The 26,073-nt window shown below is 64.0% G+C and carries 21 protein-coding genes and 1 riboswitch; of the genes, 11 read left to right on the top strand and 10 right to left on the bottom strand.

Going from position 1 to position 26,073, the window contains the following annotated elements:
* Positions 1–141: 141 nt before the first annotated feature.
* The 4 genes from DT070_RS06110 to DT070_RS06125 form a co-directional block, all read right to left on the bottom strand.
* Positions 142–939, bottom strand: coding sequence for a glycine zipper 2TM domain-containing protein (locus tag DT070_RS06110; RefSeq protein WP_122954591.1), 798 nt, complete (start codon positions 937–939; stop codon positions 142–144).
* A 227-nt stretch (positions 940–1,166) separates the two neighbouring features.
* Positions 1,167–3,998, bottom strand: a complete 2,832-nt coding sequence (gene metH / locus DT070_RS06115; RefSeq protein ID WP_255416860.1) for a methionine synthase — start codon at positions 3,996–3,998, stop codon at positions 1,167–1,169.
* 7 nt (positions 3,999–4,005) lie between these two features.
* Positions 4,006–4,107, bottom strand: a riboswitch (S-adenosyl-L-homocysteine riboswitch).
* A gap of 372 nt (positions 4,108–4,479) precedes the next feature.
* On the bottom strand, positions 4,480–4,722 hold the full coding sequence (locus DT070_RS06120; RefSeq protein ID WP_122954592.1) for a hypothetical protein: 243 nt from the start codon (positions 4,720–4,722) through the stop codon (positions 4,480–4,482).
* Entirely contained in the window at positions 4,719–5,765 is a 1,047-nt protein-coding gene (locus DT070_RS06125) for a homocysteine S-methyltransferase family protein (RefSeq protein WP_122954593.1), read from the bottom strand. The genes DT070_RS06120 and DT070_RS06125 overlap by 4 nt, the downstream gene beginning before the upstream one ends.
* Positions 5,766–5,926: 161 nt before the next feature.
* On the opposite strand from DT070_RS06125, the gene DT070_RS06130 reads away from it, so the two are divergent.
* From DT070_RS06130 to DT070_RS06160, 7 genes are all read left to right on the top strand, one after another.
* Complete coding sequence (locus DT070_RS06130; RefSeq protein ID WP_122954594.1) at positions 5,927–6,319, top strand: rhodanese-like domain-containing protein; 393 nt, start codon at positions 5,927–5,929, stop codon at positions 6,317–6,319.
* Between the two features lie 122 nt (positions 6,320–6,441).
* Positions 6,442–8,325 carry a DNA helicase RecQ gene (gene recQ / locus DT070_RS06135; protein WP_122954595.1) on the top strand — a complete coding sequence of 628 codons (1,884 nt, stop codon included), beginning with the start codon at positions 6,442–6,444 and terminating at the stop codon, positions 8,323–8,325.
* Positions 8,326–8,732: 407 nt separating this feature from the next.
* Positions 8,733–9,707 (top strand): amino acid ABC transporter substrate-binding protein, encoded by a 975-nt coding sequence (locus DT070_RS06140; protein WP_228778649.1) that lies wholly within the window; start codon positions 8,733–8,735, stop codon positions 9,705–9,707.
* Between the two features lie 86 nt (positions 9,708–9,793).
* Complete coding sequence (locus DT070_RS06145; RefSeq protein ID WP_122954597.1) at positions 9,794–10,996, top strand: amino acid ABC transporter permease; 1,203 nt, start codon at positions 9,794–9,796, stop codon at positions 10,994–10,996.
* Between the two features lie 17 nt (positions 10,997–11,013).
* A complete protein-coding gene (locus DT070_RS06150) occupies positions 11,014–12,117 on the top strand; it encodes an amino acid ABC transporter permease (RefSeq protein WP_122954598.1) in 1,104 nt (367 codons plus the stop codon).
* Between the two features lie 15 nt (positions 12,118–12,132).
* Positions 12,133–12,876 carry an amino acid ABC transporter ATP-binding protein gene (locus DT070_RS06155; RefSeq protein WP_122954599.1) on the top strand — a complete coding sequence of 248 codons (744 nt, stop codon included), beginning with the start codon at positions 12,133–12,135 and terminating at the stop codon, positions 12,874–12,876.
* A 9-nt stretch (positions 12,877–12,885) separates the two neighbouring features.
* Entirely contained in the window at positions 12,886–13,719 is an 834-nt protein-coding gene (locus DT070_RS06160; RefSeq protein WP_122954600.1) for a class II glutamine amidotransferase, read from the top strand.
* On the opposite strand, the gene DT070_RS06165 is transcribed toward DT070_RS06160, so the two are convergent.
* From DT070_RS06165 to DT070_RS06180, 4 genes are all read right to left on the bottom strand, one after another.
* Positions 13,716–14,711 carry an ABC transporter substrate-binding protein gene (locus DT070_RS06165; protein WP_122954601.1) on the bottom strand — a complete coding sequence of 332 codons (996 nt, stop codon included), beginning with the start codon at positions 14,709–14,711 and terminating at the stop codon, positions 13,716–13,718. The genes DT070_RS06160 and DT070_RS06165 overlap by 4 nt on opposite strands.
* An 18-nt stretch (positions 14,712–14,729) precedes the next feature.
* Positions 14,730–15,059: a ferredoxin family protein gene (locus tag DT070_RS06170; RefSeq protein ID WP_122954602.1), complete on the bottom strand. Its 330-nt coding sequence runs from the start codon at positions 15,057–15,059 to the stop codon at positions 14,730–14,732.
* Positions 15,056–16,708 (bottom strand): FAD-binding protein, encoded by a 1,653-nt coding sequence (locus DT070_RS06175; protein WP_122957276.1) that lies wholly within the window; start codon positions 16,706–16,708, stop codon positions 15,056–15,058. Before DT070_RS06175 ends, DT070_RS06170 begins: the two co-directional genes overlap by 4 nt.
* Before the next feature lie 223 nt (positions 16,709–16,931).
* Complete coding sequence (locus DT070_RS06180) at positions 16,932–19,295, bottom strand: ATP-binding protein (protein ID WP_122954603.1); 2,364 nt, start codon at positions 19,293–19,295, stop codon at positions 16,932–16,934.
* 263 nt (positions 19,296–19,558) lie between these two features.
* On the opposite strand from DT070_RS06180, the gene DT070_RS06185 reads away from it, so the two are divergent.
* The gene (locus DT070_RS06185) at positions 19,559–20,761 is read left to right on the top strand and encodes a threonine ammonia-lyase (protein WP_122954604.1); all 1,203 of its coding nucleotides are present in this window, start codon (positions 19,559–19,561) and stop codon (positions 20,759–20,761) included.
* 26 nt (positions 20,762–20,787) lie between these two features.
* Here DT070_RS06185 and DT070_RS06190 read toward each other — a convergent pair whose 3' ends face one another.
* Positions 20,788–21,276 carry a glycine zipper family protein gene (locus DT070_RS06190; protein ID WP_122954605.1) on the bottom strand — a complete coding sequence of 163 codons (489 nt, stop codon included), beginning with the start codon at positions 21,274–21,276 and terminating at the stop codon, positions 20,788–20,790.
* 139 nt (positions 21,277–21,415) lie between these two features.
* Between DT070_RS06190 and DT070_RS21260 the strand changes: the two genes are divergently transcribed.
* Both DT070_RS21260 and DT070_RS06195 read left to right on the top strand, forming a co-directional pair.
* Entirely contained in the window at positions 21,416–21,583 is a 168-nt protein-coding gene (locus tag DT070_RS21260; protein WP_164483721.1) for a hypothetical protein, read from the top strand.
* 460 nt (positions 21,584–22,043) lie between these two features.
* On the top strand, positions 22,044–23,936 hold the full coding sequence (locus tag DT070_RS06195; RefSeq protein WP_122954606.1) for a phosphoenolpyruvate carboxykinase (GTP): 1,893 nt from the start codon (positions 22,044–22,046) through the stop codon (positions 23,934–23,936).
* Between the two features lie 137 nt (positions 23,937–24,073).
* On the opposite strand, the gene DT070_RS21580 is transcribed toward DT070_RS06195, so the two are convergent.
* The gene (locus tag DT070_RS21580) at positions 24,074–24,754 is read right to left on the bottom strand and encodes a hypothetical protein (protein WP_228778561.1); all 681 of its coding nucleotides are present in this window, start codon (positions 24,752–24,754) and stop codon (positions 24,074–24,076) included.
* 190 nt (positions 24,755–24,944) lie between these two features.
* Here DT070_RS21580 and DT070_RS06205 point away from each other — a divergent pair, with 190 nt between their 5' ends.
* Positions 24,945–25,901: a LysR family transcriptional regulator gene (locus tag DT070_RS06205; protein WP_122954607.1), complete on the top strand. Its 957-nt coding sequence runs from the start codon at positions 24,945–24,947 to the stop codon at positions 25,899–25,901.
* The last annotated feature ends 172 nt before the right edge of the window (positions 25,902–26,073 follow it).

Raw genomic sequence — 26,073 nt, forward strand, 5'->3', positions numbered from 1 at the left:
CTGATGATTGGCCGGCCATCATAGCGCCGGGCCATCAAAACAGCGCCCCGTTGCGCGGCCCGGCGCCTTCTGTACCGGGCCATGAAAAACGCCCTGCAACGCTGCTGCCAGCATTGCAGGGCGTCCTTTATTTCTGCGCTGTTAGCGGCCGCCGGAGTAAATCGAAGGCTCTGGCGGGGGTGCGGCGGGGGCCGGAGGCGGCTTGGGGCCGTAGACGGCGCCGTCGCCCGTCCGCAGAACGGAGCCTTCGACCGTCACGCGGCTGCCCACGTTGGGCGGCCGGGCGACTTCGACCAGGCGGTGCGAGCCGTCTTCCATGCGCACGCCGACCTGGTAGACAGTTTCCTTGCGCACATGGCCTTCAATCGCGTTGCCGGCAAAACCGCCGCCTACTGCGCCCAGGATGGTGGCGGCCGTGCGGCCGCCGCCGTGGCCCACCTGGTTGCCGAGCACGGCGCCCAGCACGCCACCGGCCACGGTGCCGATGCCGACACCGGCCGGCTTGGTGGAGCGCTCCACCGGCGTGACCGACTCGACAGCGCCGCACACATGGCAGACCGCCACGGGTGCCGGTGCAGGATACGGTGCGGGTGCGGGCGCCACGCCGGCATAGCTGGGTGCGGGCACCGGTTTGGGTGTGGGCTTGACCACTTTTTTGGCAGGCACCGGCGCGGGTTTGGCGGGCGCCGCGACGGGTTTTTCGGCCAGGTCGTCGGCGGCGGTGGCTGCGGCTGCCGCGGGCGGCGCGGCCGGGGCCGCAGCTTGCGGTGCAGCGAGCGCGACCGGCGCTGCGGGCGCAGGCGGGTTGCGCATCTGGTAAATCATGGTGGCGCCCATGGCCAGGACGGCGACGCCCAGGATGCCGACCGCGGCCCACAGGGGCTTGCTGGTCGACGCGGCCTGCTGGCCGGGCTGGAGAGTTTCGGTGGATGTATTCATGGCTATTTCCCCTCTGGTGAAATCAGTTTTTTGGCTCAACCTTGGGCCAGGACTTTGTCAACGTTCTTTGTCAACGTTCCCTGTCAACGTTTCCCAAGCCGAAAAGGTAAACACGCTCTTGAAAACGGTTGTGTATTTATGTGAACGCAGCTTATTTTCCGGCAAAGCCGCCGTAAACGCGAATGACAGCGGTAACCCGGCAACCGCTGTTCTTAAAGCCGCCGCCTTTAAAGATTGGGAGCCAGCAATCGCTGCAACTCTTCCGCCTTCAGCCCGCGCCGCTTCGCCAGGTCCTGCAACTGGTCGTCGCCGATCTTGCCGACGTTGAAGTAAGTGCTCTCGGGGTGGCTCAGGTAAAAGCCGCTGACGCTGGCGGCCGGCGTCATGGCCAGGCTTTCGGTCAGCGCCATGCCGATCTCACCGGCCTTGAGCAATTCGAACATCTCTTTCTTGACGCTGTGGTCGGGGCAGGCCGGGTAGCCGGGCGCCGGGCGTATGCCCTGGTATTTTTCGGCGATCAGGGCCTCGCTGTCCAGGGATTCGGCGGGCGCATAGCCCCACAGGTCCTTGCGCACGCGCTGGTGCAGGCATTCGGCAAAAGCTTCGGCCAGGCGGTCGGCCAGGGCCTTGAGCATGATGGACGAGTAGTCGTCGTGGTCGTCGAGGAAGTACTTTTCTTTCTTCTCGGCGCCGATGCCGGCTGTGACGGCGAACACGCCAATATAGTCCGGAAGCGTTTTCAAGCCTTTTTGGCCTGCAGCCAAGGTGGCGCCTTGGCCTTTTGCTATTAATTCAGTAGCAACGACCTTGGGGGCCACAAAATCGGCCAGGCAGCGGCTGGGGCGCATCACGCCGTCGATGGCGGTTTTTTCGGTCTGCTGGCGCAGGCCGTACCAGGTCATCGCCACTTCGCTGCGCGACTCGTCGGTGTAGATCTCGATGTCGTCGCCCACGCTGTTGGCCGGGTACAGCGCCATCACGCCGTTGGCGGTGAGCCAGCGGCCTTCGATCAGGCGCTTGAGCATGCGCTGCGCGTCGGCATACACACGCACGGCCTCGGTGCCCACGACTTCGTCTTTCAGGATGGCGGGGAAAGGCCCGGCCAGGTCCCAGGTCTGGAAGAAAGGGCCCCAGTCGATGTACTGCGCGAGCTCGGCCAGGTCGAAGTTCTTGAACACGCGGCGGCCGGTGAACTTGGGCACCGGCGGCGTGTAGTTCGCCCAGGCTATGGGCGTGGCGTTGGCGCGCGCCTTGGCCAGCGGCCACATCGGCACCTGTTTTTTGTTGGCGTGCTGGGTGCGCACCTTGTCGTAGTCGGTATAGAGCTCTTCGATGTACTTGGCAGCCTGGTCGGACAGCAGGCTTTGCGCCACGCTGACGCTGCGCGACGCATCGGGCACATAGACCACCGGGCCTTCGTAATGCGGCGAAATCTTGACGGCCGTGTGCACGCGGCTGGTGGTGGCGCCGCCTATGAGCAGCGGGATTTTCCTGATGCGGAAGTGGTCGTCCTTCTGCATCTCGGCCGCCACGTACTGCATTTCTTCCAGGCTGGGGGTGATGAGGCCTGAGAGGCCAACGATGTCGGCGCCCTCAACCTTGGCGCGCGCCAAAATCTCATGGCAGGGCACCATCACGCCCATGTTGACGACTTCAAAGTTGTTGCACTGCAAGACCACGGTGACGATGTTCTTGCCGATGTCGTGCACGTCGCCCTTGACGGTGGCGATGATGATCTTGCCCTTGGTCTTGACGTCGCCGCCGGCCGCTTCGAGCAGCAGCTTTTCGGCTTCGATGTAGGGCAGCAAATGCGCCACGGCCTGCTTCATCACGCGGGCGCTTTTGACGACCTGGGGCAAAAACATCTTGCCCTGGCCGAACAGGTCGCCGACGACGTTCATGCCGTCCATCAACGGGCCTTCGATGACGTGCAGCGGCCGGCCGCCCCCGGCCAGGATCTCCTGGTACATCTCTTCGGTGTCTTCGGTGATGAACTCGTTCATGCCGTGTACCAGCGCATGCGACAGGCGCTGGCGCACCGGCAATGCGCGCCATTCGTTTTTCTTGCTGTCGTCCTTGGCGCCGCTCTTGGCGGTTTCGGCCACTTCGATCAGGCGTTCGCTGGGCGTGAGTTCGGCCTCGCCGGGCTTGTAAACAGGCGTGCGGTTGAGCACGACGTCTTCGACGCGCTCGCGCAGTACCGGGTCCAGGTCGTCGTACACACCGACCATGCCGGCGTTGACGATGCCCATGTCCATGCCGGCCTGGATCGCGTGGTAGAGGAACACGGTGTGGATGGCTTCGCGCACCGGGTCGTTGCCGCGAAAGCTGAAGGACACGTTGGACACGCCGCCCGAGACCTTGGCGCCCGGCAGGTTCTGCTTGATCCAGCGCGTGGCGTTGATAAAGTCGACCGCGTAGTTGTTGTGCTCCTCAATGCCGGTGGCAATGGCAAAAATATTGGGGTCGAAGATGATGTCTTCGGGCGGGAAGTTCAGCTCGTCGACCAGCACGCGGTAGGCGCGCTCGCAGATCTCGACCTTGCGCTCATAGGTGTCGGCCTGGCCTTTTTCGTCGAAGGCCATCACGACTGCCGCCGCGCCGTAACGCTTGAGCAGCTTGGCCTGGTGCTTGAAGGGCTCCAGGCCCTCCTTCATCGAGATCGAGTTGACGATGCCCTTGCCCTGGATGCAGCGCAGGCCGGCTTCGATGACGCTCCACTTGGAGCTGTCGATCATGATGGGCACGCGGGCGATGTCGGGCTCGCTGGCGATCAGGTTCAGGAAGCGCACCATGGCGGCCTGGCTGTCCAGCATGGCCTCGTCCATGTTGATGTCGATGATCTGCGCGCCGTTTTCGACCTGCTGGCGGGCCACGGCCAGCGCCTGTTCGTACTCGCCGTTGAGGATCATGCGGGCGAAGGCCTTGGAGCCGGTAACGTTGGTGCGCTCGCCGATGTTGACGAACAGGCTGCCCTCGCCGACCTGCACGGGCTCAAGGCCGGACAGCTTCATCGGGGGGACAGAGACGGAATTTTCGATTTCGGGCATGCGCTTCACCTTCGGGGCAAGGTGAGCGTCGTTGCAAAAAGTCTGCCGCGGGGGCAGGAATCTTGAAAACCCAAGCCTGACGAAACCGGGCGGCTTCGCTGCAACGCTCCTTGGGGATAGGGCTATTTTAAGCGCTCAGGCTGCCCTGCGCCCGCCCTGCAGCAAATTTCCGGGCATTGCGTGAGGCTCAGGGGTCGCGCAATTCCAGCAGCATTTGCTCGACGGCATAACTGCAGTCTTCAGAACCTGTTCACGGTCTAAACGGGGCCGCGTTGGGGTGCAATCGGGATGAGTGGGCCGACCGGTCACGCCGCATGGGCTAATGCCCTTGCAAGTGACCGGGTGGCTCAATCGCCCGATTTCACCCCAACCCGGAGGGCAAGCGCCTTCTCGGGCGGTCTGCGGCGTTGCGGCGCTAGCTCATAGCTGGGCTATGAGCGTCGCACCGCGCCTTGCATCCCATCCCGAGAAGGTGCTTGCGCGGCCCCGTTTAGATCGTGAACAGGTTCTTAGCGCCGCGCAGGCAGTGCTGGGAAATGGGCGCGACCTCGACGTTTTTGGGCGGCATGCCGGGCCGCTCAACCGTGAGTTGACCAGGCGCGGGCACAGTGACGGTGTAGTTGGGATATTGCCCCGTGATCTTGCCGGACAGCAGGACATCCCAGGAAGGAGGGCTTTGCCCGCAGGCGGCAAGCAGGGCCAGACTGGCGAGCAGAAGCCCGCCGGTCTTCACGCCGCCTCGCGGTAGAAAAATTTGGTAGCAACCGAGCGCGCCGCCGCCGGCGTCACCGCCTGGGCAATCGCCTGGATATGGTCGGGCGTAGTGCCGCAGCAGCCGCCCACGATGTTGACCAGGCCTTCGTCGGCAAACTCGCGCAGCAGGCGCGACGTCACGTCGGGCGTCTCGTCAAAGCCGGTGTCGCTCATGGGGTTGGGCAGGCCGGCGTTGGGGTAGCAGCTGATGAAGGTGTCGCCGGCCACGCGCGCCAGCTCCTGGATATAAGGGCGCATCAGGGTCGCGCCCAGCGCGCAATTGAGGCCGATGGCCAGCGGCGCGGCATGGCGCACGCTGTGCCAGAAGGCGGTGACGGTCTGGCCGCTCAGGATGCGGCCGGAGGCGTCTGTCACGGTGCCGCTGATGATGAGGGGCAGACGCTCGCCCGAGTTGTCGAAGTATTCGTCGATGGCGAAGAGCGCCGCCTTGGCGTTGAGCGTGTCGAAAATCGTTTCGACCAGCAGCACATCGCTGCCGCCCTTGACCAGCGCCTCGGTCTGCTCGTAATAGGCCTTGCGCAATTCTTCGAAACTGGTGTTTCGCGCGCCGGGGTCGTTCACGTCGGGGCTGATGCTGGCCGTCTTGGGCGTGGGGCCGAGGGCGCCGACCACAAAACGCGGTTTGTCGGACGTGGAAAATTTGTCGCAGGCGGCGCGGGCAATGCGGGCCGACTCGTAATTCATCTCGATGGCAAGGTCGGCCATGTCGTAATCGGCCTGGGCCACCGTGGTCGCGCCGAAGGTGTTGGTTTCGATCATGTCGGCGCCGGCCGCCAGGTAGCCTTCATGGATGTCCTGGATCACGTCGGGGCGCGTGAGGCTGAGCAACTCGTTGTTGCCTTTCACGTCCTTGTGGAAGTCCTTGAAGCGCTCGCCGCGGTACTGGGCCTCGTTCAGCTTGAAGCGCTGGATCATCGTGCCCATGGCGCCGTCGAGGATGGCGATGCGCTTTTCGAGGATGGCCGGGAGCTGCTGGCCGCGGGTGTAGGGTGTCTGCTTCATGCCCTGATTTTAAGGCGCGGCGGTTTTTTCCACAGCCGTACAGAGGCACCGCCCGGTTTCCACCGGAGCACCAAGGCAAAAACGCGCGCTTGCAGAGGAGGGGAGAGAGCGGTAGGCCACCGGTAGGCACCATCGGCCACAATAGGGGTATTGCCCCGACTATGAAAAATTTTCAACCCAAAGAAGCCTGGACCTGGCTGCAGGCACACCCCGACGCCCTGTTTGTCGATGTGCGCATGGAGATCGAGTCGCTGTATGTCGGCCGCCCGCCAGGCGTCGTCAACGTGCCGTGGTACGAATACCCCGACCTGCAGCCTGACGCGCAGAAGTTTGCCGACGCCGTCGCGCGTGAGGCAACGGGCAAAACGCAGCCGGTGCTGCTGATCTGCCGCTCGGGCAAGCGCACGCTGGATGCCGGGCAGGCGCTGGAGGCGGCGGGCTTCTCGAACGTGCAGCATGTGGTGCACGGCTTTGAGGGTGAACTGGACGAGCAGTTCCAGCGCTCCACGCTGTCGGGCTGGCGATTTGAAGGACTGCCCTGGGAGCAGATGTAGCCCCTGCCAGGCCTTACAGGTTTTGCATCAAATCAGCCTCTAGCCCATACAGGACATAGGCTTATAGCTATTCATTTGATAGCGCAACAGTAACTTCCCGCCATCCAGACTTTTCGCCCGCCTTGTCCTCCCTACCGATCTCCCCTCTTTCCACGCCCCTGCAGGTGCTCAGCCAGGTTTTTGGCTACGACAGCTTTCGGGGCCCGCAGGAAGCCATCGTGGACCACGTGGTGCGCGGCGGCGACGCGCTGGTGCTGATGCCCACCGGCGGCGGCAAGTCGCTGTGTTACCAGATCCCGGCCATCGTGCGCCAGAACGCCGGCCACGGCGTGACGGTGGTGATCTCGCCGCTGATCGCGCTGATGCACGACCAGGTGGGCGCGCTGCACGAGGCCGGTGTGTCGGCCGCCTTCCTCAACTCCACGCAAAGTTTTGACGAAAGCAGCCAGCTCGAAAAGCAGTTGCTGCGCAACGAACTGACGCTGCTGTACGCCGCGCCCGAGCGCATCAACACGCCGCGCATGAAGGGCCTGCTGGCGTCGCTGCATGAGCGCGGGCTGCTCAGCCTGTTTGCGATCGACGAGGCGCATTGCGTGAGCCAGTGGGGCCACGACTTCCGGCCCGAGTACCGCTCCCTGAGCCTTTTGCACGAGACCTTTCCGGACGTGCCGCGCATGGCGCTGACGGCCACGGCCGATGCGCTGACGCGGCAGGACATGATCGAGCGGCTCCAGCTCGAAGACGCGCGCCAGTTTGTCAGCAGCTTTGACCGGCCCAACATCCGCTACACCATCGTCGAGAAGACCGACCCGACGGCGCAGCTGCTGCGGTTTATCGAAACCGAACACGAAAGCGAAGCGGGCATCGTGTATTGCCAGTCGCGCAAGCGCGTGGAAGAAATCGCCGAGCGGCTGCAGGACGCCGGCCTGAAAGCGCTGGCCTATCACGCGGGGCTTGACTCGGGCCTGCGGCAGCAGCGGCAGGACCGCTTCCTGCGCGAAGACGGCATCGTCATGGTGGCCACGATTGCTTTCGGCATGGGCATCGACAAGCCCGATGTGCGCTTTGTAGCGCACCTGGACATGCCGAAAAACATCGAAGGCTACTACCAGGAGACCGGCCGCGCCGGCCGCGACGGCCAGAGCGCCGACGCCTGGATGGTCTACGGCCTGCAGGACGTGGTGAACCAGCGCCGCATGATCGACACCAGCGAGGCGGCGAGCGAAGAATTCAAGCAGGTGATGCGCGGCAAGCTCGATGCGCTGCTGACACTGGCCGAAGACACGCGCTGCCGCCGCGTCAGCCTGCTGGGCTATTTCGGCGAAGACAGCCAGCCTTGCGGCAACTGCGATAACTGTTTGAACCCGCCGGCGGTGTGGGATGCGACCGAGGCGGCGCGCAAGATGCTCAGCTGCATCTACCGCGTGCAACAGGCCAGCGGCATCAGCTTCGGCGCCGGCCACATCATGGACATCCTGCGCGGCAAGGTGACCGAGAAGATGACGCAGTACGGGCACGACAGGCTCAGCACCTTCGGCATAGGCGCCGACCTGGCCGAAACGCAGTGGCGCGGCGTGCTGCGCCAGCTGATCGCCCGCAACATGGTGCGCGTGGACGCCGAAGCCTTCAGCACGCTGCAGCTGATGCCTGACGCCCGCCAGGTGCTCAAGGGCGAGGTCAGCGTGGTGCTGCGTGAGCAGGCGGCGGGCGCCAAGGCCGGCAGCCGCAGCAAGCGCGTGACCAAAACCTCGGTCAAAGGCCTGGCCGAAGCCGCGCTCAATGCCGGCGCGCTGGAGCGCCTGGCCCGCCTGAAGGCCTGGCGCGCCGAAGTGGCGCGCGAACACAACCTGCCGGCCTTTGTCATCTTTCATGACGCCACGCTGCGCGCCATTGCCGAGCGGGCGCCCGAAAGCCTGGCCGACCTGGACGGCATCAGCGGGATCGGCGCGAAAAAACGCGAAGCCTACGGCGCCGAGGTGCTCAGGGTGTGCGCCGCAGCCGGTTAAAGGCCGCGAATCAGGCGCAGGCAAATTCAGGGTTATCCCTTGCCTCAGCCACCTCGGGATGGTGCGCGCTGCAGTTCTGCGGGCATCCTGCGCCCGCCTTTGGGGCATTCATCCGGCATTGATTTGCCGCCTGCGGCGTTCGTTGGCCAGCGCGCACGGCACCCGCGCCATGCTGTGATGGCATACCGCCAATAGTTAAGCTCATGACCCGCATTTCGCAAGGGTTTATCCCGAGCGAATAGGCACATACCCATACTTTGTGGCAACCACCTTCGGTTAGCATTTCGACGCTGGCACGCATCGTGCTGGACATCGGAACGTACATTGACTGGAGAACTCCCGTGATCAAATTCGCAAAGAAACATGGACTTGCCACGCTGGCAGCTGCCGGCCTTACCCTTGCAGCCATGGGGCCTGCCCATGCAGGCAAAACGCTTGACGCCATCAAGGCGCGCGGCCAGGTCATTTGCGGCGTCAACGTCGGGCTGGCAGGCTTTTCCTCCGCCGACAGCAACGGCGCCTGGACCGGTCTGGACGTCGATGTCTGCAAGGCAGTGGCCGCCAGCGTGCTGGGCGATGCCAACAAGGTCAAGTGGGTGCCGCTGAACGCCCAGCAGCGTTTTACCGCCCTGCAGTCCGGCGAGGTTGACGTCCTCTCGCGCAACACCACTTTCTCGCTGACCCGCGACGCATCGCTGGGCCTGCACATGACTGCCGTGACGTACTACGACGGCCAGGGTTTCATGGTTCCCGTGAAGGGCAAGGTCAAGAGCGCCAAGCAGCTCAAGGGCGCCACCGTGTGCGTGCAATCGGGCACCACCACGGAAAAGAACCTGACCGACTACTCAAAGGCCAACAACCTGGGCATGAAGCCGGTGGTGTTTGAAAAGCAGGAAGCCGTCAACGCCGCTTACTTCTCCGGCCGTTGCCAGGCTTACACGACAGACGCCTCGGGCCTGGCCTCCGTTCGCAACAAGGAAGCCAAGGTTCCCGCCGACCACCTCATCCTGCCCGAGCTGATCTCCAAGGAGCCGCTGGGCCCCATGGTGCGCCGCGGTGACGACGAGTGGTTTGCCATCGTCAAATGGGTGATCTACGGCCTGATCGAAGCCGAGGAATACGGCGTGACCCAGGCCAATGTCGATGCCATGGTCAAGGACAGCAAGGACCCTGTGGTCATGCGCCTGACCGGCAGCGGCGAAGACACCGGCAAGCTGCTGGGCCTGGACAAGGAATGGCTGGTGCGCGCCGTGAAGTCCGTCGGTAACTACGGCGAGATTTTCGAGCGCAACGTCGGCCCCAAGACACCGCTGGCGCTGCCGCGCGGCCAGAACAACCAGTGGAACAAGGGCGGCCAGATGTACGCCATGCCGGTGCGCTGATCGCCTGACTCCCATGCGCTGAACGCAACGGGCCCCTTGCAACAACAACGTTGCCCGGCGGCCCGTTCTACTTGGTAAACGCCGTTATGTCCGAGCACCATCTGATTCCCCCGCGCGCAGCGCCTGCCCGGCGCCGCAAGATCTTTTCGTGGCGCAGCAAGCAGGCGCGAGCCATCGTCTACCAGGTGCTGGCCATCAGCCTGATCGTCTTCATGATCTGGCTCCTGGTGAGCAACACCATGGCCAACATGAAAACCCGCGGCATCCAGAGCGGGTTCGACTTTTTGCTGCAGCCTGCCGGGTTCGACATCGGCGAGGGCTGGCTCAACTACGACTCGATCGATCCCTACTGGAAGGCTTTCCTGGTGGGGCTGGTCAACACGCTGCGTGTGGCGGTGGTGGGCATTGTGCTGACCACCATCCTCGGCACCCTGCTGGGGATAGGCCGCTTTTCGCGCAATGCGCTGGTGCGCGGGCTGTGCTACGGCTATGTCGAGATGTTCCGCAACATCCCGGTGCTGCTGCAGCTGCTGATGTGGTACCTGCTTTTTACGGAATACCTTCCCGCCATCGACGAAGCGCTGCACATCGGCAGCCTGTTCTACATCAGCAAAAACGGCCTGTCTTACCCCACACCCGTGTGGCAGCTGGGGCAGACGCTGGCCGTGGTCGGCGCGCTAATCGGGCTGGCGGGCAGCTTTTTTTATGCGCAGCGCGCACGCCGGGCCTTCGACCTGACAGGCCAGCCGCGCCCGGTGCTGTGGGTGTCGATAGGCCTGGTGGTGGGCGGCGCCCTGGCTGGCTGGCTGGCCGGCGGTGCGCCTTCCGAATGGAACCTGCCCAAACTGACCGAAGTGCAGGTCGAAGGCGGCGGCGCGCTGAGCCCCGAATACATCGCCGTGCTGCTGGGCCTGGTGCTCTACACCTCGTCCTTTGTGGCCGAAGTTGTGCGGGCGGGCATTGCCTCGGTGTCGCTGGGCCAGCATGAGGCCAGCGCATCGCTCGGCCTGTCGAGGGGCCATTCGATGCGCCTGGTGGTGTTGCCGCAAGCGCTGCGCGTGATCATCCCGCCGCTGACCAACCAGTTCCTGAACCTGACCAAGAACTCGTCGCTGGCCGTGGCCGTGGGCTACCCCGACCTGGTATCGATTGCCAATACCTCGCTCAACCAGACCGGCCGGGCGGTCGAATGCATCGCCATCATCATGCTGATTTACCTGACCACCTCGCTGCTCACCTCGGCGTTGATGAACTGGTTCAACAGCCGTGCGGCCATCAAGGAACGCTGATCCGTGAACGCAAACCCATGACCCAGAACTTCACTCCCATTGCGCCCCGCCCGGCGCCCGTCAAGATGGACGGCGTGGGCCCCTGGTTGCGCAGCAACCTGTTCTCCAGCATCGGCAACGCGGTGGTGTCGCTGGCAGTCCTTGCCATTTTGGTGTGGGCCGCCACATCGGCCTTTCATTGGGCCGTGCTGAATGCCGTCACGGCCGCCAACGCAGATGCCTGCCAGGCGGCGCGCGGCGTAGGCGCCTGCTGGGGCGTCATCAACGAGAAAGCCCGCATCATCCTGCTGGGCCGCTACCCGCAGGGCGAGCACTGGCGCGCCGAGCTGGCGACTTTCCTGTTGCTGGGCCTGGTCGTCGCCAGCTGCAGCCGCTGGTTCTGGAAGCCCTGGCTGGCGCTGCTGTGGGCGGTGGTGCTCACGGCCTTCTTCACCTTGATGAGCGGCGGCATCCTCGGGCTCACCAAAGTGACGACCGACCAGTGGGGTGGCCTGCCGCTGACGGTCATGCTGACGGTGATTTCCATGACGGCCGCCTTCCCCATCGCCGTGGCCGTGGCGCTGGGCCGGCGCTCCAACATGCCGGCCATCCGGACGCTGTGCGTGATCTACGTCGAGCTGATTCGCGGCGTGCCGCTGATTTCCGTGCTCTTCATGGCCAGCTTCCTGTTCCCGCTCTTCATGCCGATCGGCAAATCGCCCGATGTGCTGCTGCGCGTCATCGTCGGCATCACGCTTTTTGCCGCGGCCTACATGGCGGAGATCGTTCGCGGCGGCCTGCAGTCGCTCTCAAAGGGCCAGACGGAAGCGGCCGCCAGCCTGGGGCTGGGCTACTGGCAAACGCAGATCAAGGTGGTGCTTCCGCAGGCGCTCGGCACGGTGGTGCCCAGCATCATGAACAACTTCATCTCGCTGTTCAAGGACACCTCCCTGGTCACCATCGTGTCGCTGTATGAGCTAACGGGCGCGCTGTCGATCGCCGTCGGGTCCGACCCGAACTGGCGGCCGTTCAAGATCGAAGCCTATCTCTTCATTGCCGCCATCTACTTCACCTGCTGCTTTGCGATGTCGCGCTACAGCCTGTGGATCGAACACCGTCTCGCCGTGGGCAAAGCCCGTTGAACAGGAAAACAGAAAATGAGTGAAACCACCATCCGCTTTGACAACGTGAACAAGTGGTACGGCAACAATTTCCACGTGCTGCGCGACATCAACCTCGAAGTGAAGCAGGGCGAGCGCCTGGTGATCTGCGGGCCCTCGGGCTCGGGCAAATCCACCATGATCCGCTGCATCAATGCACTGGAGGACTACCAGGAAGGCACGCTCACCGTGGCGGGCTCCGTGCTGGGCGACGACATCAAGGCCATCGATGCGGTGCGCCGCCAGGTCGGCATGGTCTTCCAGCAGTTCAACCTGTTCCCGCATTTGACCGTCCTGGAGAACCTGACGCTCTCGCCGACCTGGGTCGCGGGCCTGTCGAAAAAAGACGCCATCGAACGCGCCATGCACCAGCTTGAGCGCGTCAAGATCGCCGAGCAGGCGCAAAAATACCCGCTGCAGCTTTCCGGCGGGCAACAGCAACGCGTGGCGATTGCCCGTGCGCTGTGCCTGACCCCCAAGATCATGCTGTTCGATGAGCCCACCTCGGCGCTGGATCCCGAAATGATCAAGGAAGTGCTGGACGTGATGATGGAGCTGGCCAACCAGGGCATGACCATGCTGTGCGTGACGCACGAGATGGGCTTTGCCAAGGCGGTCGCAGACCGTGTGATCTTCATGGACCAGGGGCAGATCGTCGAAGAAAACACGCCCACCGAGTTCTTCAATCACCCGCAAACCGACCGGGCCAAAGACTTCCTGTCAAAAATCCTGGGGCACTAAACTACGCTTATGTGTCAACTGTTGGGAATGAATTCGGTCAAACCGGCGGACCTTCGGTTCTCGCTGACCGGGTTCGCTGCACGCGGCGGCCTCACCGACCACCATGCGGACGGTTTCGGCATCGGGTTCTTTGAAGACAAGGCCTGCCGCCTGTTTGTCGATGCCCAGCCTGCGGCGACGTCACCGGTCGCCGAGATGCTCAAGCAATACGCCATCAAGTCGCGCAATGTGGTGTCGCACATTCGCAAGGCGACGCAGGGCGACCCGATGCGGCTGGAAAACTGCCATCCTTTCACGCGCGAGCTGTGGGGCCGTCACTGGCTGTTTGCCCATAACGGCGATTTGATCGACTACCAGCCGGATTCGGCCGGCAACTACCAGCCGGTGGGCACCACCGACAGCGAGCGCGCCTTCTGCGCGCTGATGGAAGAGCTCAAGCAGATCAGCCCGCGTGAGCCCTGCTCGGCCGACATCGTCTTTGAGACGCTGTGCTCCATGAGCGAGCGGACGGCGGAGTTTGGCGTCTTCAACTACCTGCTCTCCAATGGGCAGTCACTTTTTGCGCATTGCTCCACGCGGCTGTGGTACCTGGTGCGGGAATGGCCTTTTTCAAACGCCAGCCTGGTGGATGCCGACCTGAGCATGGACTTTGCACAGACCAACGACCCGGAAGACCGCCTGTGCGTGGTCGCCACCCAGCCGCTCACGCGCAATGAGAACTGGCAGCAGATGCAGCCGGGGCAATTACTCTGGATCGAGCAGGGCCGCATCGTGCGGCAGGCGCAGCTTGAGGTGAGCGAAGCTGTCCGGAAAAAGCACGAAGCCAGCCTGGCCTGCGTCTAGTCGGCCCCGGCCACCGTCCATTGCGCCACGGAAAAATCGCGCCGTATCAGGTTTTCGGCCCGTAAAAAGCGCTTCACTTCCTCGATCAACTTGAGCCCCTCGGCCGGATAGGCCGAATCAGGGAACTGCGAGAGCGGATAAGAGGCTTTCACTGCCTCGACCGGAAAGCCGCTCGCTTCGGCATGGAAGGCGTAGTACGCCGCACTGTCGCGGCGAATGTCACGCAGCGCCGCAGTGCGCGCGCGGCCCCAGGCGGCGGGCAGGCCCGGCGTGCCGGCCAGCAGCTGCGGGCCCGCGATGATGACCGAGGTGCCGCGCAGGGTCGGGTGCTTTTCAGCTTCGTCAATCACCGGGTAGCCGCGCGACGCCAGCAGCGGGCCGGTGTTGATGGGCGCGGCAAAGGCCGCCACGGCGCCGCGCTCCAGCGCGGGCTCGCCGTCACGCGGCAGCATGTGCACCACCTTGACGGATTTGAGCAAGCCCGCTTCCTTGAGCAGGCCGAGCACATAGCGATGCATGTAGGAGCCGAGGGCAACGCCGACGGTTTTTCTCTCCAGCTCCTTGACCGTTTTGACGCCGCCGCGCGGTGTGAGCAGCCAGACGTTCATGCCCACATTGTCAAAACCCAGCAAGCGCCCTTCAAACCCCTGGGCCCGGGCCACGACGGCTGGCGTATCACCGTAAATGCCGACATCAAGGTTGCCGGAGACAAAGGCTTCGTTGAGGTCCGGCCCGTTGGGAAACACGCGTGTCACCACGTCGCTAAAACCCAGCGGCGCCAGTTCGCGTTGCAACTGGCCCTGCTGCAGCGCCCAGCCTGTGGCCGAGGCCGGTTTTTTACCGGGGCCGATAAAGCCGAGGCGCAGTGGCCGCGAAGGCGCGCCGCCCTGGGCACGGCTTAAACCCGGCAAGGCGAGTGAAGCCGCAGCCGCGATCGCGGCGTTCAGAAGTTTGCGGCGTTGTGTGGTGCGTGGAAATGTCAAATCAGTCATGTCGGATCGGTTGGCGCATCAGTGCGCCCGTTGTAGAAGTTCGTAACTCGCGTCGGCTACTGCAGTGGAGCGCCGCCCCTTGCCCCAGCCGATGGCGCTGCGGTAGCTGCCCATCAGGGCCTGCGTGCCGGCGGCATGTTCATTGACTGTGGCGGCATGGTCGGCAATGGGCGCGACGTAGAGCGCGTCCTCGGGGCAGTACAGCTCGCACATAAAGCAGGTCTGGCAGTCGTCCTGGCGCGCGATCACCGGCGGGCCGCCGGGCACGATGTCAAACACATTGGTGGGGCAGGCATGCACGCAGATGTTGCAGGCGGTGCAACGGGTGGCGCTGACGATTTCAATCATGCGGTGACCCCGGAAGAAGTTGGCGCTGCGTGCCCCGACGGCACGCTGTCCACCGCCTGCCGGCGCACCCAGACTTCGTCCAGCCCGCCGCTGACAAGACGGTGCCTCTGGAGCGGATCGCTTGCGGTGTGCTCTTTGCGCCTGTGCATGCCGCGTGTTTCGGTGCGCTGCAAGGCGCTGCGGTACATCCAGCGCGAGGTGGCCAGCATGGCCGCCGCTTCGCGGGCGCGCACCGCCTCTTGCGCGTTGGCCGCCGGTGCGCCTGCGCGCAGGCGGTGCCAGAGGGCATCGAGCCGCTGCAGCGAGTCTTCCAGCAGGTCGCCGCGCCGGTACCAGTTGCGCTCATACGGAAACACCTCGGCCTGCACGGCACGTATCACCTCGGCGCTGCCCGGCGCGTGGCTGCCTTTGCCCTGCAAGGCGACGCCGCCTGCGCGCAGGGCCACACGTTGTGCGGTGCTTCGCGCGCCACGGCCGAAATCCGCCGCGCCCGCACCGGCCCAGAAGCCCGACGACAAAGCCCAGGCCGCGTTGTGGCTGCCGCCGCCGGTAAAGCCGCCGCAGATTAACTCGCGTGTGGCGGCATCGCCGGCGGCATACAGGCCGGGCACGGAGGTCGCGCAGCTTTCGTTCACGACGTGCAGTCCACCAGTGCCGCGCACGGTTCCTTCAAGCCGCAAGGTCACGGGGAAGTGTTGCGTGAAGGGGTCTATGCCCTGCCGGTCGAACGACACAAAGAAGTTGGGCTGGGCGGTGCGCATCCAGGCGCGGATGTCGGCATCGGCACGGTCCAGGCAGGCGTAGACAGGTTGCGTCTGCAAGGTCTGCGCGATCACGCTGCGCCCGCGCGAAGAGCCCGCACCTTCAATGGGCGAGCCATCCTGGTAGTAGAAAGTCGCCCAGTTGTAAAACAGCGATTTGGTGACCGATGAGAACGCCGGACCCAGGCCGTAGGCATTGGAAAACTCCATGCCCGACAACTCGGCGCCGACTTCGGCCGCCATCAGGTGGCCGTCGCCCGTGAGCACATTGCAGCCCAGGGCGCGGCTCAGGAAGGCGCAGCCGCCTGTGGCGATGACCACCGCGCCCGCGCGTGCCACCCAGGTCTCTCCGCTTTGCCGGTTGACGCCGGTGGCGCCGCACACCGTACCGCTGTCATCGACCAGCAACTCCAGCGCGGGGCTGTGGTCGATGATGCGGGCACCGGCCGCCTTGACCTGCTTGCGCATCAGGCGCATGTATTCGGGGCCTTGCAGCGAGGTGCGGCGCAGTTGCCCGTCGGCGTCGACCGGGAATGGGTAGCCCCATTCGGTCAGCAAATCGACGTTGGCCCAGGTTTGCGCCAGCACGCGGTCCATCCAGGCGTGCTCTGCCAGATGCCCGCCCATCGCGAGACGGCTGGCCTTGGCCTCTTCACGCGCCGCGCCATCGGGCGAGACATGCCAGAGCCCGGTGCCCGACGGCGCGGTCGCACCCGACGTGCCGCAATGGCCCTTGTCGGCCAGCAGCACCGACGCCCCCGTTGCCGCCGCGCTGATGGCCGCCCAGGCGCCGGCGGGCCCGCCGCCAATCACCAACACATCCACCTCGTGCCGCACAGCGCCTGCCGCGCTCGACAGCTGCTGCAAATCCCAATCCCGTGTTCCCATCAACTGCTCCTGAAGTTCCACATCGGCAGCAACGCTGATGAACAGCGCAGACGCCAAGGGCAACTCTAGGCAGGCAGGACCCGTTTGCGAACGAAGCTTTCCGGTTAAGGATAGTTGGAAATGATTGGTGCCCGGAAGGAGATTGCTATTGTTTTGATAGCTAATTGCCCAGACAGCGATTGGGCTACAGGCATTTTTTCATAAATAACGCAGGCAGGATGCGCTACTGCAGAAAGCCCATGTTGCGCCCTTCGCGCACCTCGGGCTTGATGCGGTGCTCGGCCTCCAGTTGCGACAGGAACTCCTCGACCGAGAACTCCGCCGCCAGGATGTCGACCTGGCGCTTGACCGCCGCGAAGTCGCCGGGGCACAGTTGCGTGAGCTTGCCCAGCCGCTCGCTGACGGCGCCGGTCAGCAGGCCGGCATCACCGGCCAGGGCCTCGACCACAAACATGGCCTCGCGCTGCTCAGGCGTCAGGGGCATGAACTTGATCTTGAACGTGAAGCGCCGCAGCGCCGCCTGGTCCAGGCTTTCGAGCAGGTTGGTGGTGCAGATGAAGATGCCGTTGTGGCGCTCCATGCCTTGCAGCATTTCGTTGACCTCGGTCACCTCGTACGTGCGCTGGGCGCCGCGCCTGTCCTGCAAAAAACTGTCGGCTTCGTCCAGCAGCAGCACGGCTTTCTCGGCCTCGGCTTCGCGGAACATCGCCGCCATGTTCTGCTCGGTCTCGCCGACATACTTGCTCATCAGGTCGCTCGCCTGCTTGATGATGAGGGGCTGGTCCAGCGATTTGGCGATGTGCTCGGCGAGCGCGGTCTTGCCGGTGCCGGGCGGGCCGTAGAAACACAGGCTGCCGTGGCCGCGGCTTTTGAGCGCCTCCACGATGCGCTGCACTTCAAAGCGCGACTCGACATTGAGCATGGACAGGTCATAGGTCGTGACATTGCGCCGGCCGGCTGTTTCTGATTTGTTGCCCAGCGCGACGTCGGCATTCTTGAGCTGCCGCTCAATCAGCGACTCCATCAGCAATGGCCTGCCACCGGCGAGGATGGTCTTCATGCCTTCGCTGTCTATCTGCACGTCCATCTTGTCTTCGGGCGCGCTGGCCAGGCGGGCAAAGCGCACGGCGGTGCGTATCTGCGCGGGCGTCAGGCCTTTGCGTGCCGTGAGTTTGGCCACAAACGCATCGCTCACCTGCACGCCCTCCAGCGTCTTGCGGACCACGCCCTCGCGTGCACCGGGTGGCGGCGATCGCAGCTCCAGGTGGTAGGCAAAGCGGCGGCGAAAGGCCGGGTCGATTTGCTCGATACGGTTGGTCACCCAGAGCGTCGGCACGGTGTTCGACTCGAGGATCTGGTTGACCCAGGCCTTGCCGCTGACCGAGCCGCTGGCCGGCACCGGCAGTTGCTCGGATCGCGCCATCAGCTGCGCGGCTTCGCTGGAGATCGGCGGGAACACGTCTTCCACTTCATCGAACAGCAGGGCCGAGTGTGTGCTGCCCTTGAGGAACACCTGGGCGATCTGCAGCGAGCGGTAGCGGTCGCGCCCGCTGAGCGAGTTGCCGTCGCGGTCTGCGTATTCGACTTCAAACAGGTCCAGCCCCGCGGCTTGCGAAACCACCTTGGCCAGCTCGGTCTTGCCGGTGCCGGGTGGGCCATAAAGCAGCACATTGACGCCCTGCTCCTTGCTGGCCACGGCATTGCGCAGCAGCGACACCAGCACTTGCGCGTCCTCCTGCACAAAAGCGAAGTCGGCCAGGCCCAGCGTGCTGTGCGCAGCGGGCCGGGTGAAGACCGCCATCAGTTCGTTCTGGTCGCGGTACTCACGCATCAGCACGGGCGGCAGTTTTTCGCTGACCTTCATCAGGTCGGCAAGGTCGGTGATGTTGTGTTCGGAGATCAGGTTCTCGACCATGCCGATGCGCTCCAGGCGCGAACCGGCGCGCAGCGCTTCGGCGACTTCAGGCGCCTTGACGCCGGCGACATCTGCGATGGCGGCGTAAGCTTCCGGGGCATTGCTGACCTTGAACTCGACCAGCAAGGAGCGCAAATCACGCTGGTAGCGCGCGAGCGTGCCGTAGAGCAGCAAGGCGCGCTCGGCCCGGTTGAGCTGCAACAGGTTGGCCAGCGCGTCGATGTTTTTTTCGACCAGCGTGGATTGCTTCTTGAGCGCGTGCGTGAGCCACTCGCCGGTGGCGGCCAGCACCGAGAGCAGGTCCTTGGGCTGGTCCTTGGCGTGCTCGTCGAGGTAGAAGAACAGCGTGCCTTCTTCATACGGGCCGCGCCAGGCGCCGTGGCGCGCCATGAACTCGGCGTCGGAGAGGCTTTCATGGCCGCGCCAGAATTCGTTGTCCTTGCAGCGGCGCCCCAGGAACTCGCGCAGCCGCTGCAACGCGGGCAGCGGCCAGACCAGGTGCCGGCCCGAGAGCGACAAAAGGCTGTTGAGGTCGCGCCGTACGTTGAACTTGGCGCCTTGCCGGGCGGCCAGCGTGAGCACGAAGTGCGAGCACATCAGGTCCAGCACCGGCGCTTCTTTCAGCCCGGGGGACAGCAGCGACTGCTGCTCGCTAACGGAACGCTTGCTCATGGACAAACCTCCCTTGTGCACCTGCACCGCTGGTTGACATGCCTGTAGACCCCGCTTGACCTTGCCTGACCGTCTGTGTGCTTCATGAAGACTATGAGCACCGGAGATACCGTCTGGTTCAATGAGACTCCACCATAACGCAGCTTGAAGCATCATGGAAGACACTACTTCAACGCTGCCGTGTGAAATGCACCACAGAATCAAGCCCGAACGCGCTGAAAATTGACCCCGCACAATCCCCGTATTCGCCCCAGAGGAATCTCATGCTCAGCCTTCACGATATCGAACAAGCCGCCCAGCGCCTGCAAGGCCATCTGCTGGACACCCCCTGCGTGGAATCGAAGACCCTGTCGCAGCTCACCGGCGCGCAGATCTTCCTCAAGTTTGAGAACCTGCAGTACACGGCGTCCTTCAAGGAGCGCGGCGCTTGTAACAAACTCGCCCAGCTTTCGGCCGACGAACGGCGCCGCGGCGTGATTGCGATGAGCGCCGGCAACCATGCCCAGGGTGTGGCGTACCACGCGCAGCGGCTCGGCATACGCGCGGTGATTGTGATGCCGCGCTTCACGCCGGGCGTGAAGATCGAGCGCACCCGCGGCTTTGGCGCCGAGGTAGGGCTGCATGGCGATTCACTGGATGAGTCCCGCGCGCATGCCCTGAAGCTGGCCGAACAAGAGGGCCTGGTGTTCGTGCACCCCTATGACGACGAAGCCATCGTCGCGGGCCAGGGCACCGTGGGGCTGGAGATGCTGCATGCCGTGCCCAGCCTGGACACGCTGGTCATCGCCGTGGGCGGCGGCGGCCTGATTGCCGGAACGGCCACGGCCGCCAAGGCCATCAAGCCGGGCATTGAAGTCATCGGCGTGCAGACCTCGCGCTTCCCCGGCATGGTCAACGCGATCAAGGGCACCCAACACCCGCAAGGCACCAGCACCATCGCCGAGGGCATCGCGGTGGGCACGCCCGGCCTCATCCCGCAAGCCATCATCGCCAGGCTGGTGGACGACCTGGTGCTGGTGGATGAAGGCGACATCGAGCAGGCGATGGTGATGCTGCTCGAGATCGAAAAAACGCTGGTCGAAGGCGCCGGCGCGGCCGGGCTGGCGGCGCTGCTCAAATACCCGGCGCGTTTTGCCGGCAAGAAGGTGGGCCTGGTGCTGTGCGGCGGCAATATCGACCCGCTGTTGCTGGCCGCCATCATCGAGCGCGGCATGGTGCGCGCCGGGCGCCTGGCGCGCATCAAGGTCAGCGTGCGCGATATTCCCGGTTCACTGGCCAAAATCACCGCCACGGTGGCCGATGCCGGGGCCAACATCGACGAAGTGCATCACCAGCGCGCTTTCACCATGCTGTCGGCCCAGAACGTGGAGATCGAGCTGGTGATCCAGACGCGTGGGCGCGATCACATCCAGCAAGTGCTGGATGCGGTGAACGCGGCCGGCTTTGAGGCTTCAGAGCAGCACTGACCCGTGGGCCGGCCGGCTGGGCGGTATCAGTTCCAGCCGATCACCTCAAAGCCGCGCTCACTCAGGCAACGCTGCACAAAGCTGCGGTAGACGCTGTTGGGTTTGTCGTTGTGAAACGCGCCCGACACCGCACCGGCCGAGCCACCGACAGCCGCACCCGCGGCGCCGGCGCGCAGCACGCCCTCGCCGCCCCGCCCGGTGATCAACGCACCGACGGCCGACGCCACGCCTCCAACTGCGGCGCCCTCACCGGCGCGCCGGCCGACTTCATTGCCGCCTTGCGACGGGCTGAGCCCGGCAGCCGAGGCCCGCGACATGCAGGCGTTGACTTCGGCCTGGCCTTGCGCATCACCCACCCGGTTGAGGGTGGCGTTGGGATAGAGCACCGGCCTGGCCGAAGCGCTGTTGGGGCCGCCGGAAGCGCACGCCGACAGCAGGGCCAGGGCCGACAGGGCCGCAACGGCCGGGAACAGCCGAGACCGCCGCTGAAACAGAAAAGGGACTGGGGATTTCATGCATTCCTTCCACAAACAAGCATGTCAAAGCGTAGCGCAAACCAGGCGCCGGGCCTCTTTGACGCCGGCATCTTCATGTAACCATCTTCATGCGGGTAAAATGCCGTGAAGACTTCCCAGCATTTCAGGAACCACCCCCATGTCCAGTCCAGCCAGCCACACCACCAATGCAGCCCACGACAGCGCCACGCCCGCCCAGGAGCAGGATGCCGTTGATGCGATCGTTCCATTGATTCCCATTGTTTTGCCCGTGGTGGGCGGCGTGCTGATGTTCCTGCTGGCCTTCATCGCCATTTACATGGCTTAAAGGCCACCCGCCTCCCTGAAAAGCCCGCAGCTTGCGGGCTTTTTTGCGTCCGCTCTCCAGCCCTTTCACCGCTGACCGCCGTGAATCGCGGCCCAAACGCCCCCGCCGCAGCATTCCCCACCCCCATGTCATGGCTGCCGGAACCCCGGTACTGCATATGCATAACCTCATGCCGGTTATGCATAACTTTTGCCGGTAACTCCAAGGTAACCGCGCCTGATCTTCTTAAAATGAATTCTCTGGCCGACCCGTGGAAGGTGAAAAAGCAGCGCTGACAGCCGCTTTTTTTGTCACTGCGCCGCAGCACTCCCGAGGCTTGCGGCCCGCCCGCCGACCGGGACTTGTTTGTTGCACAACAGGAATTCCAAGCCTTATTTCGACAAACGTCTCTGTGTCACAACCGTCCAGGTTGCCGCCCGACGTTTATCGAAATAACGCTTTTTAACTTTGGAGTTTTTCGATGAACCACCCCGCGATGCAAGGGCTCAACCTCAATACGCCCCCCTACGTCAAACACGCCAAACTGATCGCCTGGGTCGCCGACATGGTGGCCCTGTGCAAGCCCGACAGCGTTTACTGGTGCGACGGCAGCGACGCAGAGTACCAGCGCCTGTGCCAGCAGCTGGTCGACGCCGGCACCTTCAAAAAGCTCAACGAAGCCAAGCGCCCGAACAGCTTCCTGGCCTGCTCCGACCCCACCGACGTGGCGCGCGTGGAAGACCGCACCTATATCTGCTCGGCCAAAAAAGAAGACGCCGGCCCGACCAACAACTGGATGGCGCCCGCCGAGATGCGCAGCACGCTGCAGCCCCTGTTTGACGGCTGCATGAAGGGCCGCACGATGTATGTGGTGCCTTTCAGCATGGGCCCGCTGGGCTCGCCGATCGCGCACATCGGCATCGAGCTGTCCGACAGCCCTTACGTCGCCGTCAACATGAAGATCATGACCCGCATGGGCAAGGCCGTGTTTGACGTGCTCGGCGTCGACGGTGAGTTTGTGCCCTGCGTGCACACCGTGGGCGCACCGCTGGCCGAAGGCCAAAAAGATGTGACGTGGCCTTGCAACAAGACCAAGTACATCGTGCATTACCCGGAAACGCGCGAAATCTGGTCTTACGGCTCCGGCTACGGCGGCAACGCCTTGCTGGGCAAAAAATGCTTTGCACTGCGCATCGCCTCCAACATGGGCCGCGCCGCTTCGCAAGACGGCTCCGGCAACCCGGGCTGGCTGGCCGAACACATGCTGATCCTGGGCGTGACCTCGCCCGAAGGCAAGAAGTACCACGTCGCGGCAGCCTTCCCGTCGGCCTGCGGCAAGACCAATTTCTCGATGCTGGTGCCGCCGGCCGGTTTTGAAGGCTGGAAGGTCACCACCATCGGCGACGACATCGCCTGGATCAAACCCGGCAAGGACGGCCGCCTCCACGCCATCAACCCCGAAGCGGGTTACTTCGGCGTGGCGCCGGGCACCAACATGCTGACCAACCCGAACTGCCTGCGCAGCCTGGATAAAAACGTCATCTTCACCAACGTTGGCCTGACCGACGACGGCGACGTCTGGTGGGAAGGCATGGAACAGGACGCCCCGGGCAAGGCATTGCCGGCGCACCTGATCGACTGGCAAGGCAAGGACTGGACGCCGCAGATCGCCAAAGAAACCGGCGCCAAGGCCGCCCACCCCAATTCACGCTTTACCGTGGCTGCCATCAACAACCCGGCGCTCGATGCCGCCTGGAACGACCCCGCCGGCGTGCCGATTGACGCTTTCATCTTCGGCGGCCGCCGTTCCAACACCGTGCCGCTGATCACCGAAGGACGCAACTGGGTGGAAGGCGTGTACATGGCCGCCACCATGGGCTCTGAAACCACCGCCGCCATCACCGGCCAGGTCGGTGTGGTGCGCCGCGACCCGTTCGCGATGATCGCGTTTGCCGGCTACAACATGGCCGACTACTTCCAGCATTGGCTCAACGTGGGCCAGAAACTGGAAGCCTCGGGCGCCAAGCTGCCGAAAATCTTCACCGCCAACTGGTTCCGCAAGGGCGAAGACGGCAAGTTCGTCTGGCCCGGCTACGGCGAAAACATGCGCGTGCTGAAGTGGATGATCGACCGCATCGAAGGCAAGGGCCAGGGCGTGGAGCACATCACCGGCGTCAGCCCCCGCTACGAAGACATGAACTGGACCGGCCTGGACTTCAGCGCCGAACAGTTCAAGACCGTGACCAGCATCGACAAAGCCGCCTGGCAAAAAGAGCTGGAACTGCACGCCGAACTGTTCAAGCAACTCGAACATCACCTGCCAAAAGAGCTGGAGGAGACCAAAGCCGCCATTGAGCGCCGCCTGGCTGCCTGACCGGCACGCCATGCGACGGGGCGTTTCGCACAACCTGCGCTGCGCCCCATTCCTTGCAGATTGACGTCTTCAAGGCAAAAAAAAGCCACCGGATCCGGTGGCTTTTTTGTGGGCCGCTGCAGGCAGCGGCGCAGCGCTCAGGCGCTTATGCATATCAAGCGGTGGTAAGCGCGCAGTTCCGCACCGCCCAGGCGCTTGGCGCGCGGTGTCAGGCCGGCGGGGACTTCAACAGCAGCAGCAGGTGCAGCGACGTTGGCGGCAACTTGCGCATCAGCCTTGGCGCTTTGCAGGTAAGCCTGCAGTTCAGCACCGCCGACACGGAGGGCACGCTGTGTCAGGCCGGCAGGAACCGGTGCCACATCAGCGGGAGCCGCCACTGTAGCGTCGGCAACTTCCGTATCGGCTTGTGCACGCAGCAAAGCCATTTGCAGGTCGGCCATCACGCGGGGGTCGTTCTTGGCGGCTTGCCACAGACGCTGGTCGGCGCGGGCTTCAGCCAGGCTGCGCGACCAGCCGTCCAGGCCGGCTTTCAGGCTGACGGCTGCGCTGCGTGCGGCGGTGGCAAAAAGCGCCAGGGCGACAAAAGCGATGGCCCACACGCCGATCCACATCACCAGCAGGTGGCCTTCGGTCACGCTGTCCATCACCTGGTAGGCCACAACCATCACGGCGGCGGCGATGGCGGACAAGAGCAAGGTGGCCAGGCCGCGGGTGCCGGTGAAAGCATGCGCCAGCTGACGTACGGCACCAAAGGCCGACTCAGCGCGGGCAACGCCGGGATGCTGCGTGGAGTATTTGATATTGACGAAGCTGGTCATGATTGAATTCCTTGGGTTAACCCACTGAACCAAAATTGCAGCGGGTATGAGGATGTTAGGGTTACCCCTCATGTTATTCAACTTTATCTTTATGATGTGATTCATTCACATTGGTGATAACCTGGACACAATCGGAGTCCCCAGCCCGCTTTCGCCCCTTTCCCTTCCTCTTTCAATCCGGCCAAAACCCTTGAATCCCCTTAATTTCCGGACACTGGACCTCAACCTGCTCCGCGTCTTCGACGAGGTGATGGCCGAGCGCAGCCTGACGCGGGCGGCGCGCAACCTGTCGCTGACGCAGCCGGCCGTCAGCAACGCGCTGCGGCGCCTGCGCGAAACACTGGGCGATGAGCTGGTGCAGCGCAGCGGCCAGGGCATGGCGCCCACGCCCCGCGCCGTTGCCATCTGGCCGGCCGTGCGCGAAGCGCTGCTGCAGTTGCAGGAGTCGCTGATCCCCAGCGAATTTGAGCCTGGCAAGGCCAACACCACGTTTGTGCTGGCCATGGCCGACGCCACCGCGGCCGAGCTGATACCCGGCCTGGTGGAAACACTGGACCAGGAGGCGCCGAACGTGTCGATGCGGGTGGTGCCGCTCACCACGCGCGACCCGCGGCGCCTGCTGGACGAAGAAACCTGCGACCTGGCCGTGGGCTACTTTCCCTCGCTGCTGGCCGACCTGACGGCGCACGCGCAAAGCGGCGAGCCCTTGCCGTTTTTGCACCAGCGGCTCTACGACGGCGAATACGTCTGCGTGATGCGCAAAGACCATCCGCTGGCCACCGGCCCTTTCACGCTCAACCGCTTTTGCGCGGCGCGCCACATGCTGGTGAGTTTTTCGGGCCGGCCTTACGGGTTTATCGATGAGGCGTTGGCTTCACTGGGCCGCGAGCGCCAGGTGGTGCTGACGGTGAACCAGTTTTTCACCGCCGGTCGCGTGGTGGCCAACTCCAACTTGCTGACGGTGCTGCCGCGCCACTTTGTGCGCGTGACCGGCATCGCCGACCAGCTGGTGCTGCGCCCCCTGCCGTTTGATGTATCGCCGGTGCACGTGGATGCGGTGTGGCACCGCCGCTCCCAGCAGCGCAGCGCCCATATGTGGCTGCGGCACGCGGTGGCGCGGGCCGCCGACAAGGCATTTTCGCCTTGAGTCAGCAGGGCGCTATTAAAAGAATAGCTGCCACTTCAATATTGACACGGGCCAGCGCCAGCCTCATCACGAATGGCTGGCCGCGTGAAGCATGCGCCGCCCATCGCCATGCATTGAATTGGCAATTTGTCCAAGCGGTACGCTAATAGTTTGCTATTGATTTTATAGCAAC

Origin of the sequence: Polaromonas sp. SP1 (assembly GCF_003711205.1) — a bacterium.
Classification (GTDB): Bacteria; Pseudomonadota; Gammaproteobacteria; order Burkholderiales; family Burkholderiaceae_C; genus Polaromonas.

Bases quoted from the DNA above. Each gene is read 5' to 3' on its own strand.
- DT070_RS06110 (WP_122954591.1), bottom strand. From the start codon at position 939: ATGAATACATCCACCGAAACTCTCCAGCCCGGCCAGCAGGCCGCGTCG.
- DT070_RS06125 (WP_122954593.1), bottom strand. From the start codon at position 5,765: ATGAAGCAGACACCCTACACCCGCGGCCAGCAGCTCCCGGCCATCCTC.
- DT070_RS06130 (WP_122954594.1), top strand. From the start codon at position 5,927: ATGAAAAATTTTCAACCCAAAGAAGCCTGGACCTGGCTGCAGGCACAC.
- DT070_RS06140 (WP_228778649.1), top strand. From the start codon at position 8,733: ATGGGGCCTGCCCATGCAGGCAAAACGCTTGACGCCATCAAGGCGCGC.
- DT070_RS06145 (WP_122954597.1), top strand. From the start codon at position 9,794: ATGTCCGAGCACCATCTGATTCCCCCGCGCGCAGCGCCTGCCCGGCGC.
- DT070_RS06150 (WP_122954598.1), top strand. From the start codon at position 11,014: ATGACCCAGAACTTCACTCCCATTGCGCCCCGCCCGGCGCCCGTCAAG.
- DT070_RS06155 (WP_122954599.1), top strand. From the start codon at position 12,133: ATGAGTGAAACCACCATCCGCTTTGACAACGTGAACAAGTGGTACGGC.
- DT070_RS06160 (WP_122954600.1), top strand. From the start codon at position 12,886: ATGTGTCAACTGTTGGGAATGAATTCGGTCAAACCGGCGGACCTTCGG.
- DT070_RS06165 (WP_122954601.1), bottom strand. From the start codon at position 14,711: ATGACTGATTTGACATTTCCACGCACCACACAACGCCGCAAACTTCTG.
- DT070_RS06170 (WP_122954602.1), bottom strand. From the start codon at position 15,059: ATGATTGAAATCGTCAGCGCCACCCGTTGCACCGCCTGCAACATCTGC.
- DT070_RS06175 (WP_122957276.1), bottom strand. From the start codon at position 16,708: ATGGGAACACGGGATTGGGATTTGCAGCAGCTGTCGAGCGCGGCAGGC.
- DT070_RS06180 (WP_122954603.1), bottom strand. From the start codon at position 19,295: ATGAGCAAGCGTTCCGTTAGCGAGCAGCAGTCGCTGCTGTCCCCCGGG.
- DT070_RS06185 (WP_122954604.1), top strand. From the start codon at position 19,559: ATGCTCAGCCTTCACGATATCGAACAAGCCGCCCAGCGCCTGCAAGGC.
- DT070_RS06190 (WP_122954605.1), bottom strand. From the start codon at position 21,276: ATGAAATCCCCAGTCCCTTTTCTGTTTCAGCGGCGGTCTCGGCTGTTC.
- DT070_RS21260 (WP_164483721.1), top strand. From the start codon at position 21,416: ATGTCCAGTCCAGCCAGCCACACCACCAATGCAGCCCACGACAGCGCC.
- DT070_RS06195 (WP_122954606.1), top strand. From the start codon at position 22,044: ATGAACCACCCCGCGATGCAAGGGCTCAACCTCAATACGCCCCCCTAC.
- DT070_RS21580 (WP_228778561.1), bottom strand. From the start codon at position 24,754: ATGACCAGCTTCGTCAATATCAAATACTCCACGCAGCATCCCGGCGTT.